The sequence below is a fragment of the Pseudomonas sp. M5 genome (assembly GCF_016907075.1).
GTDB lineage: Bacteria > Pseudomonadota > Gammaproteobacteria > Pseudomonadales > Pseudomonadaceae > Aquipseudomonas > Aquipseudomonas putida_E.
In genome coordinates this window covers 5,159,889-5,175,388 of record NZ_JAFBBH010000001.1, presented here as the reverse complement: position 1 = coordinate 5,175,388, position 15,500 = coordinate 5,159,889, and the positions used below count along the sequence as shown (strand labels likewise).

At 63.2% G+C, this 15,500-nt stretch carries 14 protein-coding genes and 1 pseudogene; 6 read left to right on the top strand and 9 right to left on the bottom strand.

Going from position 1 to position 15,500, the window contains the following annotated elements; all coding sequences use genetic code 11:
• Positions 1-14 precede the first annotated feature (14 nt).
• Positions 15-497, bottom strand: a complete 483-nt coding sequence (locus tag JOE27_RS23565; protein WP_046786586.1) for a GAF domain-containing protein — start codon at positions 495-497, stop codon at positions 15-17.
• Positions 498-1,385: an ATP-binding protein gene (locus tag JOE27_RS23560; RefSeq protein ID WP_046786587.1), complete on the bottom strand. Its 888-nt coding sequence runs from the start codon at positions 1,383-1,385 to the stop codon at positions 498-500. It lies immediately after the preceding gene.
• Positions 1,386-1,461: 76 nt separating this feature from the next.
• Between JOE27_RS23560 and JOE27_RS23555 the strand changes: the two genes are divergently transcribed.
• Positions 1,462-3,819, top strand: a complete 2,358-nt coding sequence (locus JOE27_RS23555) for a response regulator (RefSeq protein ID WP_204920380.1) — start codon at positions 1,462-1,464, stop codon at positions 3,817-3,819.
• On the opposite strand, the gene JOE27_RS23550 is transcribed toward JOE27_RS23555, so the two are convergent.
• Complete coding sequence (locus JOE27_RS23550; protein WP_115275593.1) at positions 3,809-4,297, bottom strand: glutathione peroxidase; 489 nt, start codon at positions 4,295-4,297, stop codon at positions 3,809-3,811. The two genes, JOE27_RS23555 and JOE27_RS23550, sit on opposite strands and share 11 nt — an antisense overlap.
• Positions 4,298-4,299: 2 nt before the next feature.
• Positions 4,300-4,701, bottom strand: a complete 402-nt coding sequence (msrB, locus tag JOE27_RS23545) for a peptide-methionine (R)-S-oxide reductase MsrB (RefSeq protein WP_204920378.1) — start codon at positions 4,699-4,701, stop codon at positions 4,300-4,302.
• A 168-nt stretch (positions 4,702-4,869) separates the two neighbouring features.
• Here msrB and JOE27_RS23540 point away from each other — a divergent pair, with 168 nt between their 5' ends.
• A complete protein-coding gene (locus JOE27_RS23540; RefSeq protein ID WP_060508805.1) occupies positions 4,870-6,081 on the top strand; it encodes a pyridoxal phosphate-dependent aminotransferase in 1,212 nt (403 codons plus the stop codon).
• 291 nt (positions 6,082-6,372) lie between these two features.
• Entirely contained in the window at positions 6,373-7,260 is an 888-nt protein-coding gene (gene htpX, locus JOE27_RS23535) for a protease HtpX (RefSeq protein WP_115275592.1), read from the top strand.
• A gap of 140 nt (positions 7,261-7,400) precedes the next feature.
• Here htpX and JOE27_RS23530 read toward each other — a convergent pair whose 3' ends face one another.
• Positions 7,401-8,048 (bottom strand): thiopurine S-methyltransferase, encoded by a 648-nt coding sequence (locus JOE27_RS23530; protein WP_174141837.1) that lies wholly within the window; start codon positions 8,046-8,048, stop codon positions 7,401-7,403.
• 101 nt (positions 8,049-8,149) lie between these two features.
• Here JOE27_RS23530 and JOE27_RS23525 point away from each other — a divergent pair, with 101 nt between their 5' ends.
• Positions 8,150-8,917, top strand: a complete 768-nt coding sequence (locus JOE27_RS23525) for a class III extradiol ring-cleavage dioxygenase (protein WP_204920369.1) — start codon at positions 8,150-8,152, stop codon at positions 8,915-8,917.
• A gap of 110 nt (positions 8,918-9,027) precedes the next feature.
• Here the strand turns inward: JOE27_RS23525 and JOE27_RS23520 are convergent.
• Together JOE27_RS23520 and JOE27_RS23515 are read right to left on the bottom strand one after the other, a co-directional pair.
• Positions 9,028-10,741 (bottom strand): annotated as a pseudogene (locus JOE27_RS23520) (DEAD/DEAH box helicase).
• A gap of 434 nt (positions 10,742-11,175) precedes the next feature.
• Entirely contained in the window at positions 11,176-11,931 is a 756-nt protein-coding gene (locus JOE27_RS23515) for a spermidine synthase (RefSeq protein ID WP_161872952.1), read from the bottom strand.
• Between the two features lie 118 nt (positions 11,932-12,049).
• Between JOE27_RS23515 and JOE27_RS23510 the strand changes: the two genes are divergently transcribed.
• Positions 12,050-13,396 carry a 3-deoxy-7-phosphoheptulonate synthase class II gene (locus JOE27_RS23510; protein WP_039603334.1) on the top strand — a complete coding sequence of 449 codons (1,347 nt, stop codon included), beginning with the start codon at positions 12,050-12,052 and terminating at the stop codon, positions 13,394-13,396.
• A 74-nt stretch (positions 13,397-13,470) separates the two neighbouring features.
• Here JOE27_RS23510 and JOE27_RS23505 read toward each other — a convergent pair whose 3' ends face one another.
• Positions 13,471-13,689, bottom strand: a complete 219-nt coding sequence (locus JOE27_RS23505) for a DUF1127 domain-containing protein (protein WP_115275588.1) — start codon at positions 13,687-13,689, stop codon at positions 13,471-13,473.
• Positions 13,690-13,785: 96 nt separating this feature from the next.
• Here JOE27_RS23505 and JOE27_RS23500 point away from each other — a divergent pair, with 96 nt between their 5' ends.
• A complete protein-coding gene (locus JOE27_RS23500) occupies positions 13,786-14,637 on the top strand; it encodes a LysR substrate-binding domain-containing protein (protein WP_046786596.1) in 852 nt (283 codons plus the stop codon).
• A 22-nt stretch (positions 14,638-14,659) separates the two neighbouring features.
• Here the strand turns inward: JOE27_RS23500 and JOE27_RS23495 are convergent, their stop codons facing one another.
• On the bottom strand, positions 14,660-15,409 hold the full coding sequence (locus JOE27_RS23495; RefSeq protein ID WP_204920657.1) for a sulfite exporter TauE/SafE family protein: 750 nt from the start codon (positions 15,407-15,409) through the stop codon (positions 14,660-14,662).
• Positions 15,410-15,500 lie beyond the last annotated feature (91 nt).

Below are 15,500 nucleotides of genomic sequence, written 5' to 3'. Positions count from 1 at the left end.
CCTGATAACGCAGGCTAGCAGTCGGTCAACTCCAGGAAGACCGCCGCCAGCCGCTCCAACCCCCGCTGGTCCGCTTCACTGAAGCGCGCCAGCTTCGGGCTGTCCAAATCGAGCACACCAATCAGCCTGCCCTCCTTCACCAGCGGAATCACCAATTCACTATTGGATGCGCTGTCACAGGCAATATGCCCCGGGAAGGCGTGCACGTCTTCCACCCGCTGGGTCTGCCGAGTGGCCGCCGCCGCACCGCACACGCCGCGGCTGAACGGAATGCGCACACAAGCCACCTGGCCCTGGAACGGGCCCAGCACCAGCTCTTCATTACGGTTGAGGTAGAACCCGGCCCAGTTCAGGTCGTCCACCTGGTTGTACAAAAACGCCGAAAACTGCGCGGCATTGGCGATGAAGTCACGCTCGTCGGCGAACAGCGCCTGCACTTGCGCAGCCAGCAGGTCATAGCCGTCGAGGCCGGCGCCACTGGCATTGAGGTCGATCATTTATTTCTGCTCCAACAATTGCAGCCCCACCCAATAACGGGCGAACTGGTAGGCACAACGGCCATTACGGTTGCCGCGGCCGGTGGCCCAGCGCACGGCGAGGATGTCGAGTGCTTCGTCACGCTGCCAGGCCAGGCCGGCAGAGCGCGCCAGCTGGCCTATCCAGTGCTCGACCACATCGAGGAAATGCTCCTGGGTGAAGGGGTAAAACGACAGCCACAGGCCAAAACGGTCGGACAAGGCGATCTTGTCTTCCACCGCCTCGCTGGGGTGCAGTTCGCCGTCGACGCGCTTCCAGTTTTCGTTGTCACTCTCTTTTTCCGGCACCAGGTGGCGGCGGTTGGAGGTGGCGTACAACAGCACGTTGTCCGGCGCCTGCTCCAGCGAGCCGTCGAGCACGCTCTTGAGCACCCGGTAGTCGCCCTCCCCGGCTTCGAACGACAGGTCGTCGCAGAACAGGACAAAACGTTGCGGCAACTTCTGCAGTTGCTCGACCACACGCGGCAAATCAGCCAGATGGTCACGCTCGATCTCGATCAGGCGCAGGCCGGCTGCGGCGTGCTCGGCCAGCAGCGCGCGCACCAGCGACGATTTGCCGGTGCCACGCGAGCCCCACAGCAGCGCATGGTTGGCCGGCAGGCCATTGATGAACTGATGGGTATTGCGGCCCAGCTGGTCACGTTGCTTGTCGACGCCGATCAGGTCGGTCAGCCGGATGTCCAGGCTCACTTGCAGCGGCATCAAATAGCCGGTACGGCCATCGCGCTGCCAGCGGGCGGCCAGCGTAGTGTTCCAGTCGATGTCCGCACGCGGTGCCGGCAACAGCGGCTCAAGGCGCGCCAGCACGGACTCTGCGCGTTCCAGAAAAGCATTCAAGCGGGCGTCCATGACGACTCCTAGCAAGACAGGTGAGATTTGAAGCTGAATGTGCGACAGGCCCACCAGCAGCCGTGGCTGATCGGCTATGCTTGCGCAGCGCAAGGGACGTGAAACCGGCTCGGGGCTCATGGATATCAAGTTCACCAATCGCCTGTCATACAAGCAAGCCCGGTTGACAGTCCTGGTCGGCTTCATCCTGGGAACATTGCTCAGTCTCATCCAGATCGGCATCGATTATGCCAGCGAAGACGCATCCATCAACCGTGAAGTGCAAGCATTACTGCAAATCAGCCACAACCCGGCCTCGCGCATCGCCTATAACATCGACTCGGAACTGGCCCTGGAGCTGACCCGGGGCCTGCTGCAGTCACCGGCCGTGTTCCGCGCGCGCTTGATCGACAACAACGAAACCGTACTGGCCGATGTACAACGCGTCCGGCTGCAGGACAGCTACCGGCCCTTGAGCGATTTTCTGTTCGGCGAACAGCGCCAGTTCCAGGAGCGCCTGTTCCTTACCCATATGCCCGAAGAGTACCTCGGCACGCTGTACCTGGACGTCGACACCTTCGCCTTCGGCAGCCGCTTCCTGGACCGCGCCGGGGTCACGCTGCTCAACGGCTTTGCCCGCAGCCTGGTGCTCACCGGCATCCTCCTGGCACTGTTCTACATGATGCTGACCAAACCCTTGGTGAAAGTGATCGGCGCACTCAGCGGCCGCGACCCCCGCCACCCCGGGCAAACCCGCCTTGATTGCCCTCCCGGCCACGAACTCGATGAAATCGGCGTGCTGGTAAAGGTCGCCAACCAGCAACTGGTCAGCATGGCTACAGAAATCCAGCAACGGCGCACCGCCGAAAACCGCCTGACCCAGTACCTCAACGAGCTGGAAGACATCGTTTCGGCCCGCACCGAAGAGCTCAAGGCCAGCAACAGCCGCCTCAGCCAGTCCAACCAGGAGCTGGAGCAAGCCCGTCAGCGCGCCCTGGACATGGCCCAGGCCCGAGCGGCGTTCCTGGCCAACATGAGCCATGAAATTCGCACCCCGCTCAACGGCATGCTCGGCATGATCGCCCTGGCCCTGGACAGCCCGCTGGAGAGTGAGCAGCGCCAGCAGCTGTCGATTGCCCACGACTCGGGCAAGGTGCTGGTGGAACTGCTCAACGATATTCTCGACCTGTCCAAGTTCGATGCCGGGCAGCTTGAACTCGAACGCATCCCCTTCGACCTGGGCGCGATGGTGGAGGACACCGCCAACCTGTTATCGCAGAACGCCGCGCAAAGCGTCGAGCTGACTTGCCTGATCGCCAGTGACTTTCCAAGTTCGGTACTGGGCGACCCGACCCGGGTACGCCAGGTAGTGAGCAATTTGCTGTCCAATGCCCTCAAGTTCACCCGGTTCGGCCGCGTCGACGTGTGCCTGACCACCATCGTCGGCGGCGTGCGCCTGGCAGTGCGCGACACCGGCATCGGCATTGCCGAAGATGCACAGGCACGCATCTTCCAGCCGTTCACACAGGCCGGCGCCGGCATTACCCGCCAATATGGCGGCACGGGCCTGGGCCTGGCACTGACCCGCAACCTGTGCAAAGCCATGCAGGGCCACCTGCACATCCGCTCCGAACCAGGTTTGGGCAGCTGCTTCAGCGCCGAATTACCGCTGACCACCCACACCGAGGCCATTGCACCTGCGCCGCTGGAGGGCCGCGTGGTGGCGCTGAGCAACGCCGCCAGCGGCCTTGGCGAACTGCTGCAGGACGTGCTGCCGCGCTGGGGCCTGAGCTACTCAAGGCATGACAGTGCCCAGGCACTGGCGGGCGGTACCATCGACCTGTTGATCACCGACGACCTGGACCACTTGTTCCAGCTGCGCCCTGCGCTGACAGCACCGATCCTGCTGGTGACGGCCTACGGCAATTTCCTGTCGCCAGAACAGGCAGCGCAACTGGCCCCGTTGCATCAGCTGGCCCGCCCATTGGCACGCAATGCCTTGTATCAGACACTGCGCCGCACCCTGCAGGGCCATGCACCCGAACACCCGCTGGCCATCCCCGCACTCACCGCCACCGACGGCCGGGCGCGCATTCTGCTGGTGGAGGACAACCCGGTGAACCAACTGGTGGCCAAGGGCATGCTGGCCAAGCTCGGCTGCCTGGTGCAAGTGGCCACCCAGGGCGTCGAGGCGCTGGAATGGCTCGAGCAGGAAGACTTCGACCTGGTGTTGATGGACTGCAACATGCCGGTGATGGACGGCTACGAGGCCAGCCGACGCATCCGCCAGAGCGGCCGCTGGCCAGCACTGCCGATCGTTGCCCTGACCGCCAACGCCATGCCCGAAGAGCGCGAGCGCTGCCGGGCGGCGGGCATGAACGACTACCTGGCCAAGCCGTTCCGGCGTGAAGAACTACTGGCGCTGATCGACCACTGGGTGCCGCTCAGCGGCTGAGCATGCGCTCGATATCGGCCTCGAGTGCCTGCGGCTTGGTGGTTGGCGCATAGCGCGTGACCTTGCCGCTGGCCGGTTCGAACAGAAACTTGGTGAAATTCCACTTGATCTTCTGCGACCCGAGCAGGCCTGGCGCACGCTGCTTGAGCTCGACGAACAGCGGGTGGGCCCCCGGGCCGTTGACCTCCACCTTGCGAAACAGCGGGAAACTGACGCCGAAATTGCGCTCGCAGAACTGCGCGATCTCCCGCGCCTCCCCCGGCTCCTGCTTGCCGAACTGGTTGCACGGGAAACCCAGCACCACCAGGCCACGCTCGCGGTAAAGCTGCCACAGGTGCTCCAGCCCCTTGTACTGCGGGGTGAAGCCGCACTGGCTGGCGGTATTGACCACCAGCAGCGCCTTGCCTGCAAAGTCGCCCAGCACCTTGCGCTCACCGGCCAAGGTCACGCAGGGGATGTCCAGCATCGATTCAGCCATGGTCAGGCTCCGTCACGCGGTTTGAAGTCCAGGCACACCGAGTTGATGCAGTAACGCAGGCCGGTCGGTGGCGGGCCGTCGGGGAACACATGGCCCAGGTGGGCGTCACATTGCGCGCAGGTCACCTCGGTGCGGATCATGCCGTGGGAGGTGTCGCGCGTCTCGATCATCGCGCTGTCTTCGATCGGCGCGTAAAAACTCGGCCAGCCACAGCCAGAGTCGAATTTCGTTGTCGAATCGAACAGCGGCAGGTCGCAGCAGATGCAATGGTAGGTACCCGCACGTTTTTCGCTGTTGTACTTGCCGGTAAACGGCCGCTCGGTACCTTTGAGGCGGCACACCTGGTACTGCTCCGGGTCGAGCATCGCACGCCATTGTTCAAGGGTTTTGTCGATCTTTTGCATGTAGGGACCTCGGCAGGCTGAATTTCACCTCGCGCCGTCTTTTCCGTAGCGCGGGTGGCACGTATATTAGTTGGCTTCGTGTGCAAGGCCTCAAGTCTGGCACCCGCGCCCCGCCCTTTCAAACCTTTCGACGGCGGCGCACCGCGTATTCTCAATCGGGATCACATCATGCAGTTCAGCAAATCGAACAAGCTCGCCAATGTCTGCTACGACATTCGCGGCCCGGTGCTCAAGCACGCCAAACGCCTGGAAGAGGAAGGCCACCGCATCCTCAAGCTGAACATCGGCAACCCGGCGCCGTTTGGCTTCGAAGCGCCGGACGAAATCCTCCAGGATGTGATCCGCAACCTGCCCACCGCCCAAGGCTACAGCGACTCCAAAGGCCTGTTCAGCGCGCGCAAGGCGGTGATGCAGTACTGCCAGCAGAAGGAAATCGAAGGCGTCACCATTGAGGACATCTACCTGGGCAATGGTGTGTCCGAGCTGATCGTCATGTCGATGCAGGCACTGCTCAACAACGGCGACGAAGTGCTGATCCCGGCCCCCGACTACCCGCTGTGGACCGCCGCGGTGAGCCTGGCTGGCGGCAAGCCGGTGCATTACCTGTGCGACGAGCAGGCCGACTGGTTCCCTGACCTTGAAGACATCAAGGCCAAGATCACCCCGAACACCAAGGCCCTGGTCATCATCAACCCGAACAACCCGACCGGCGCCGTCTACTCCAAAGCGTTGCTGCTGGGCATGCTGGAGCTGGCACGCCAGCACAACCTGGTGGTGTTCTCCGACGAGATCTACGACAAGATCCTCTATGACGAGGCCGTGCACATCAGCACCGCGTCGCTGGCCCCGGACCTGCTGTGCCTGACCTTCAACGGCCTGTCCAAGTCGTACCGGGTGGCGGGCTTCCGCTCCGGCTGGCTGATCATCTCCGGGCCCAAGCACCACGCCCAGAGCTACATCGAAGGCATCGACATGCTGGCCAACATGCGCCTGTGCGCCAACGTGCCGGCCCAGCACGCCATCCAGACTGCGCTGGGCGGCTATCAGAGCATCAATGACCTGGTGCTGCCCCCAGGCCGGCTGCTGGAGCAGCGCAACCGCACCTATGAGCTGCTCAATGACATCCCAGGGGTGAGCTGCGTCAAGCCGATGGGTGCGCTGTATGCCTTCCCGCGGATCGACCCTAAAGTCTGCCCGATCCTCAACGACGAGAAGTTCGCGCTGGACCTGCTGCTGTCGGAAAAACTGCTGATCGTCCAGGGCACGGCGTTCAACTGGCCGTGGCCGGACCACTTCCGCGTGGTGACCTTGCCGCGGGTGGATGACCTGGAAGCGGCGATTGGCCGGATTGGCAACTTCCTGCGCACGTATTCGCAGTAAGTACCGGCCTCATCGCCGGCAAGCCGGCTACCACAGAACAGCACAAGTCCTCAGAACTGTGGTGTACCTGTGGGAGCCGGCTTGCCGGCGATTGGGCTGCAAAGCAGCCCCCTGCAACCCCACATAACCTTTCTTACATCCTGCAACGCTCTAGCTCACAGCCCCCGCCAGATCCTCTGCCATACTCCGCCGTACACAGTTTGAAATAGTCCCCCGATTGAATCAGCGCGTCCGGCCCCTTATATACCCCGCATACGCAACACACTCATCCGTCAGGAGAACGTAACAACCATGATGCGCATTCTGTTGTTTGTAGCCACCAACCTTGCGGTGGTGCTGGTTGCAAGCATTACCCTGAGCCTGTTCGGCTTCGACGGGTTCATGGCCGCCAACGGGGTTGACCTCAACCTCAGCAGCCTGCTGGTCTTCTGCGCCGTGTTCGGCTTCGCCGGCTCCCTCGTTTCGCTGTTCATCTCCAAGTGGATGGCGAAGATGAGCACCGGCACCCAGATCATCTCCCAGCCGCGTACCCGCCACGAGCAGTGGCTGCTGCAGACGGTCGAAGAGCTGTCCCGCGAAGCCGGCATCAAGATGCCCGAAGTGGGTATCTTCCCGGCCTACGAGGCCAACGCCTTCGCCACCGGCTGGAACCGCAACGACGCTTTGGTAGCTGTGTCCCAGGGCCTGCTGGAGCGCTTCTCGCCTGATGAAGTGCGCGCCGTGCTGGCCCACGAGATCGGCCACGTGGCCAACGGTGACATGGTCACCCTGGCGCTGGTGCAGGGCGTGGTGAACACCTTCGTGATGTTCTTCGCCCGCATCATCGGCAACTTCGTCGACAAGGTGATCTTCAAGAACGAAGAAGGCCAGGGTATTGCCTACTACGTGGCGACCATCGTCGCCGAGCTGGTCCTGGGCATCCTCGCCAGCATGATCGTCATGTGGTTCTCGCGCCGCCGCGAATACCGCGCCGACGAAGCCGGAGCGCAACTGGCCGGCACCGCCGCGATGATCGGCGCCCTGCAGCGCCTGCGCGTCGAGCAGGGCCTGCCGGTGCACATGCCCGACACCATGAAGGCCTTCGGCATCAATGGCGGCCTCAAGCACGGCCTGGCTGGCCTGCTGATGAGCCACCCGCCGCTGGAAGAGCGCATCGAGGCATTGCGCCGCCGCGGCTGATTCACTGCCAACAAGCAAGGGCGACTTCGGTCGCCCTTTCTCATGCAGCCGGCCCGCACATGTAAGCCACAAATCCTCAGAACTGCGGGGGTATCTGTGGCCGGCTTGCCGGCGATAGGGCCGGCACAGGCAAACCCACATCAGAACCGTATGCGATACACCCGCTCCACCAGGCGCTTGACCCCCGCCTGCAAGAACTTAGGGCTTTCCCCTATCACGTCTCGCGCCTCCACCTCCTCCACCTGCCACCCGGCAAACCCACGCCGCACTTCCTCGTCGGCGACCGAAAACGGCGGCCCCTCCAACAGTTTCTGCTCGTAGTCCAGTGTCACCAGAAGCCCACTACCCCCAGGCAGCATTCGCGAAAGCAAGCCCATGTAACGCTCACGCATTTGCGGTGGCAGGGCAATCAAGGCAGCCCGGTCATACAGCCCCACGCAATCGGCCACATCCTCGGCGCGCAAGGCGAAGAAATCGCCACACCACAGCTCCACCTCACCACTGCACCAGACCTCGAACGCCCCCTGTTGCCGGACCTGCGCCTGCAGCCCCTGCTCCTGGAAAAAGTCCTCCACCGCCCGGCGCGACAGTTCGATACCCCGCACGCGATAGCCCTGCCCCGCCAGCCAGGCCAGGTCCAGGCTCTTGCCACACAGCGGCACCAACACCCGGCTACCGGCAGCCAGGCCGAGCCCCGGCCAATAGCGTTGCAGATAGGGGTTGGCTTGAGCCTGGTGAAAACCGATCTGGTTATCGGCCCACTTTCGGTGCCAGAACGCCGGCTCCATAGTTCCTCCTGGTTTTTAGATCGGTTGCGCAAAAATCTTATATTGGATATCGATCGGTGACTGATCGAAGATGACTGCATCTTACCCCTCAGGACCCTACCATGCTGCCCAGCCTGTTCATTTCCCACGGCTCCCCCATGCTCGCCCTGCAGCCCGGCGCCAGCGGGCCGGCGCTGGCCCGGCTGGCCAATGCCCTGCCACGCCCGAAGGCGGTCGTGGTGGTTTCGGCGCACTGGGAAAGCCAAGAGCTGCGGGTTACCGGCAACCCGCACCCAGAAACCTGGCATGACTTCTACGGCTTTCCTGCAGCGCTGTATGCCGTCCAATACCCTGCGCCTGGCCATGCGCAACTGGCCGCGAACGTCAGCGAGCGGCTGAACGCCGCCGGCCTGCCGGCTCGCCTGGATGCCCAGCGGCCATTCGACCATGGGGCCTGGGTGCCGATGTCGTTGATGTATCCCGACGCAAACATTGCGCTGATTCAGGTGTCGCTACCGAGCCACATGGGGCCGGCGCTGCAAATCAAGGTCGGCCAGGCATTGGCCGGGCTGCGCAGCGAGGGTGTGTTGCTGGTAGGGTCCGGGAGCATCACCCATAACCTGGGCGAGCTGGACTGGCATGCCGGGCCGGACGTGATCGAGCCCTGGGCACTGGCGTTTCGTGACTGGGTGGTGGAGAAGCTGAGCGAGGACGACCAGGCCGCGCTGCTGGACTTCAAGCAACAAGCGCCGTTTGCGTTGCGTAACCATCCCAGTGATGAGCATTTCTTGCCGTTGTTATTTGCCCTTGGGGCCGGGGGCAGATTTGGCATCGTGCACCAAGGGTTTACCCTAGGGGCGCTGGGTATGGACATCTATCGCTTCGACTGAAGAATCGCCCGTAGCGGCCTTGCATCGCGAAGGGCTGCATGGCAGCCCCAAAAAACTGCAGGCAAAAAAAATCCCCGACCTAAGCCGGGGATTTTTTCATTACACCAGGATCAATCTTCGCGGTAGCGACGCAGCTTCAGCTGCTTGCCAGCCACGCGGGTGTCCTTGAGCTTGGTCAGCAGGCGCTCGAGGCCGTCTTCCGGCAGCTCGACCAGGCTGAAGCTGTCACGCACCTGGATGCGACCGATCGCATCACGGGCCAGGCCACCTTCGTTGAGGATCGCACCCAGCAGGTTCTTGGCGGCGATACCATCACGGGCACCCAGCGCGGTACGGCAACGCACGCGGCCTTCGGCCAGCGGCAGTGGCGCACGACGCTCGCGCTCACCACGGTCGCTACGCTCGGCACGGTCACCACGCTCTGGGCGCTCACCGCGCGGTGCGAAGCTTGGTACCAGCGGCTGCTCGCGCTCTACCGCTGCCAGGTCCAGCGCCTGGCCATTGGTGGCCTTGCGCAGCAGTGCTGCAGACAGGGCACGCGGGCTGCAACCCAGGGCGTCGGTCAGGCGGTCGAACAGTTCGCCGTGGGTGGCTTCTGCTTCGGCCACCAGCGGCGCCAGGCTCGAGGTCAGCTTCTTGATGCGCGCATCCAGCACGGCCTGAGCGTTCGGCAGGCGCGCTTCGGCAACCTTCTGCCCGGTAACGCGCTCGATGACCTGCAGCATGCGGCGCTCACGCGGGGTGACCAGCAGCAGTGCACGGCCTTCGCGACCGGCACGGCCGGTACGGCCGATACGGTGCACGTAGGACTCCGGGTCGTACGGCATGTCCACGTTGAACACGTGGGTGATGCGCGGTACGTCCAGACCACGGGCAGCGACGTCAGTGGCGACGACGATGTCCAGGCGGCCGTCCTTGAGCGAGTCGATGACGCGCTCACGCTGGTTCTGGGCGATGTCGCCGTTCAGCGCAGCAGCCTTGTAGCCTTTGGCTTCCAGGGCGGCGGCCAGGTCCAGGGTGGCTTGCTTGGTACGCACGAAGGCGATCAGCGCGTCGAACTCTTCCACTTCCAGCAAACGCAGAACAGCCGGGATCTTCTGGTCGGCATGCACCATCAGGTGAGCCTGGTCGATCGCGGTGACGGTCTGGGTCTTGCTCTGGATCTTGACGTGCTTGGGCTCACGCAGGTGACGTTCGGCAATCGAGCGGATCGACGACGGCAGGGTAGCGGAGAACAGTACAGTCTGACGGCTGGCCGGGATTGCATCGAAGATCACTTCGAGGTCATCCATGAAGCCCAGCTTCAGCATTTCGTCGGCTTCGTCCAGTACCAGGTACTGCACGGTGGACAGGACTTTCTCGTCGCGACGCAGGTGGTCGCACAGACGGCCAGGGGTGGCCACGACGATTTGCGCGCCGTTGCGAATGGCACGCAGCTGTGGGCCCATCGGGGCACCACCGTATACAGCCACCACGTTAACGCCCGGCATCTGCTTGGCGTAGGTTTCGAAAGCGGTGGCTACTTGCAGCGCCAACTCACGGGTTGGCGCCAGGATCAGGGCTTGCGGTTCGCGCTTGCTCACGTCGATCTTGTTGAGGATCGGCAGGGCGAAGGCAGCGGTCTTGCCGGTGCCAGTCTGCGCCTGGCCGATCATGTCGTGACCGGCGAGGATGATCGGGATCGATTGATGCTGAATAGCCGAAGGCTCTTCGTAGCCGGTGGCCAGAACAGCAGCAACGATATTCGGATTGAGATCGAGAGCGGCGAATCCGCCGGTTTCCTGGGTCATGGGTCTGCCTCTATGTGCATCCGCAAAGACCCATGCTCCAAAGCTGCACATGCCTTGAAAGACCAAATGGTCACCCAGGCAGCTCTGGCGGCGGGGATTTGCGAAAACGATTGAAAAAGAAAAACTTGGGAAGGTCCGCCTAGCGGACGTGCAGCCGAAGCTGGACTCGGAGGATTTGCACCACCTGATTTTGAGGTCCGCTAAAAGACCGGCGCGTACTATACCCGAATTAATAGCGGGAAGTGTGGAAAATTTTCACGGGCCTGGGGCCAGTACGAGGCCATCAATGGCCGATAGCTGAAACGATTATCTCTCAAAGCCTGGCACGGCCCCGGTAGGAGCGGCCTTGTGTCGCGAAAGGGCCGCAAAGCGGACCCGGCAATGTATGCGGCGACGCTAAAATCCCGAGGGCGCTTCGCACCCTTTCGCGACACAAGGCCGCTCCTACCGGGGGACCGCGCCAGGCCTTCACGTTGCGGGGCGGATTTCCTTGATCAACCCCTCCAGGCTGTACCCCAGCTGTGGCGCCAAGGCTTCAGCCCTGCCCTTGAGCCCACCCAGGTCCAGCGTTTGCTCCAGGTCCGCCGGCACCAGCAGGATCACATTGCCCTCCTTCACCGGCAGCTCCCAGTAATGCCGGTGGTACAACCCGCGCAACAGCGCCGCGCCCAGCGGCCTGCCGTCATCACCGGCCCACTGGTTGATCACCAGCCAGCCACCGGGGTTGAGCTGCTTCTGGCAATTTTCCAGAAAGGTCCAGGCCAGATGCCCGACACCCGGGCCGTGGTCGGTATACAGGTCGACGAACAACAGGTCGGTTTTCTCCGCCGTGGGCAGCAGCTCAAGGGCATCGCCAACCCGCACATACAGCCGCGGGTCGTCGTCCAGGCCCAGATACTCCATGGCCAGGCGCGGTACATCCGGGCGCAGCTCGATGGCCTCGATGTCTTCCAGCGGCAGGAACTTCATGCAGGCCTGGGTCAGGGTGCCGGCGCCCAAGCCAAGAAACAGGGCGCTTTCAGGCTGTTCGTGGCACAGCGCACCGACCAGCATGGCGCGGGTATAGTCGTACTCCAGCCAGCTGGGGTCGGCCGTGAACACGCAGCTTTGCTCGATGGCATCGCCAAATTCGAGGAAGCGGTAATCATCCACTTCATACACGCTGATGACCCCAAAGGCATCCTCGACCCGAGCCAACAGCCGTTCTTCCCGCTCCGTCGCCATGAACCTGCCACCCGCCCGCGCAAAAACGCGCATTGTCCGCCAACGCCCCCGATGCAACAAGCTCAGCGCCAACTGTTACCATGGCAGACAGCCTATAACCGACAAGACCGAGCCTGTGATGAACCAACCGTGGAGCCCTGACAGCTGGCGTGCCCTGCCGATCCAGCAGCAACCGACCTACCCCGATGCCGCGCATCTGCTCAAGGTCGAGCAGACCTTGGCCAGCTACCCGCCGCTGGTGTTCGCCGGGGAAGCGCGCGAGCTGCGCCGGCAGTTCGCCGAGGTCACCGAAGGCCGCGCCTTCCTGCTGCAGGGCGGCGACTGCGCCGAAAGCTTCGCCGAGTTCTCGGCGGCGAAGATCCGCGACACCTTCAAGGTATTGCTGCAGATGGCCATCGTCATGACCTTCGCCGCCGGCTGCCCGGTGGTCAAGGTCGGGCGCATGGCCGGCCAGTTCGCCAAGCCACGCTCATCGGGTGACGAAACCATCGGCAACGTCACGTTGCCGGCCTACCGCGGCGACATCGTCAACGGTATCGGCTTCGACGAAAAAAGCCGCGTACCGGACCCCGACCGCCTGCTGCAGGCCTACCACCAGGCCACCGCCAGCCTCAACCTGCTGCGCGCCTTCGCCCAGGGCGGTTTCGCCGACCTGCACCAGGTGCACAAGTGGAACCTGGACTTCATCGCCAATTCGGCGCTGGCCGACAAATACCACCAGTTGGCCAACCGCATCGACGAGACCCTGGCCTTCATGCGCGCCTGCGGCCTGGACAGCGCCCCGCAATTGCGCGAAACCAGCTTTTTCACCGCCCACGAGGCACTGCTGCTGAACTACGAAGAAGCCTTCGTGCGCCAGGACAGCCTGACCGGCGACTACTACGACTGCTCGGCACACATGCTGTGGATCGGCGACCGCACCCGCCAGCTCGATGGCGCACATGTGGAGTTCCTGCGCGGGGTGCACAACCCGATCGGGGTCAAGGTCGGCCCGAGCATGAACCCTGAAGAGCTGATCCGCCTGATCGATACGCTCAACCCGGCCAACGACCCCGGGCGCCTCAACCTCATCGTGCGCATGGGCGCCGGCAAGGTCGGTGAGCACCTGCCAGGGCTGATCCGCACCGTCGAGCGCGAGGGGCGCAAGGTGCTGTGGAGCTCGGACCCGATGCACGGCAATACCATCAAGGCCAGCAGCGGCTACAAGACCCGTGACTTCGCGCAGATTCTCGATGAGGTGAAGCAGTTCTTCCAGGTGCACCAGGCCGAAGGCAGCCATGCGGGCGGCATTCACATCGAGATGACCGGGCAGAACGTTACCGAGTGCATCGGTGGCGCACGGCCGATCACCGAAGATGGGCTGTCGGATCGCTACCATACTCACTGCGACCCCCGCATGAACGCCGACCAGTCGCTGGAGCTGGCGTTTTTGATTGCCGAAACGCTCAAGCAGGTGCGGCGTTGAGGTAACTGCCTGCCGCAGCCCTTCAGCGTTCTCAAGACCGAGCGCCGCCCCCGCGGCGCATCACGGCCCCACCCTCATTTACGCAGCGGATCATCCCAGAATGGCCGCTCTGCCTCCTGCTGGATATCTGCCCGGCTCAACCCCAGATCCTGCAACGTCGCATCGCTGAGACTGGCCAGCTCCCGACGCTGGCGGTACAGCTCCAACCAGCGAGCCGGGCGCTGCAAGGCCGCATGCCACAGGTGGCTAAGGGAAAAGGCTGGGTGCTGAATGCTGCTGACATGACCTTTCATCGTGAAGCCCTCCGTGTTGATGGCTTCAGTCTCGCGCCGGCCTTAAGATCAATCCAACGAATGTTTCTTATGCCATGCATCTAGGAGATTGATGCAATGTCCCACTACCAAAGCCTCGATGCCGACGTGCTGCGCACCTTTGTCGCCATTGCCGAGCAAGGTGGCTTCACCCGCGCCGGCGAAGTGGTCAACCGCACCCAGTCGGCCGTCAGCATGCAGATGAAACGCCTGGAGGAAGACGTCCTGCAGCGCCAACTGTTCGAGCGCGACGGCCGCCAGGTGCGCCTGACCGCCGAGGGCCAGGTACTGCTGGGCTACGCACGGCGCATCCTCAAGCTGCATGGCGAAGTGTTCAACACCTTGCGCATGCCGCACATGGTCGGCCTGGTGCGCATCGGCACACCGGACGACTACGCCATGCGGTTCTTGCCGACCATCCTGTCGAGTTTCGCCCAGGCCTACCCGCTGGTGCAGGTGGAGGTGCATTGTGATTCGTCTAAACACCTGATGCTGCGCCAAGACCTGGACCTGACCATCGTCACCCGCGAACCCGGCAACGAGGTTGGCCAGTTGCTGCGCCAGGAACGCCTGGTATGGGCCGCCGCCGAAAGCTTCTGCCCACAGGAGCAACGGCCCATGCCCCTCGCACTGTTCAACACCGACTGCTTCTGCCGCGCCTGGACCTGCAATGCCCTGGAGGCCCAAGGCATCGACTACCGCATCGCCTACACCAGCCCGAGCCTGGCGGCGATCTTCGCCATCGTCACGGCAGGGCTGGCAGTGACGGCGCAGTTGCAGAGCCTGATTGGCGGCAATATCCGCATCCTGGGCGAGCAGGACGGCTTGCCAGAGCTGCCGGTGGCCAATGTGATGCTGCTGCGCAATGCACAAAGCCAGTCACCGATCACCGATTGCATGGCCGACTACATCCTCGAAGGCTTCCAGTAATGGCTGTGCCATACGCCACCCCCTAAAGCTCAAAGCCCAGCATCACCGCGCACACCACCAAAAACACACAAAACATCGCCCGCAGCACCTTTTCCGGCAGCGCATGGGCCAGCCGCACTCCCCAGCTGATACTCAGCAGGCCGCCTACCGCCAACGGTATCCCCACACCCCAGTCGACACTGTGGTGCACGCCATAGGTCAGCAAGGTCACCATGGTGCTCGGCGCCGCCAGCGCCAGCGACAGCCCTTGCGCCACCACCTGCGTGGCGCCGAACACGCTGGTCAGGATCGGCGTGGCCACCACCGCGCCGCCCACCCCGAACAAACCGCCCATGGTTCCACTGAAGCAACCCAGCACTCCCAGCCAAGGCCAGGGATGGCGCAGCTCGGAGCTTGCCGGAGCAGCCTTGATAAACAGACGCGCCACGTTCCACAGGGCCAGCGCCACCAGAAAGCCGACGAAGCCCAGGCGCATGGCCTGCGCATCGACACCCACTGCCCAGATCGAGCCCAACCAGGCGAACACCAAGCTGCACACCGACAACGGCAAGGCATGGCGCAACTCGATGCGGTTGCGCTGGTGATAACGCCACAGGGCCAGCAACACGTTCGGCACCACCATCACCAAGGCCGTGCCTTGGGCCAACTGCTGATCAAGCCCGAACAGCACACCAAGTGCCGGAATGGCGATCAGGCCGCCGCCAATGCCGAACAACCCACCCATGGTGCCCAAGGCTGCGCCCAGCACGATATACAACAACCACTCGATCATCAGTGCCTCATCCGCCTGTATCAACAATGCGAGCATGCTAACGATTACGCTCTGGCGGGGAAACGCACAGCAACGCACAATGGCTGTGCGT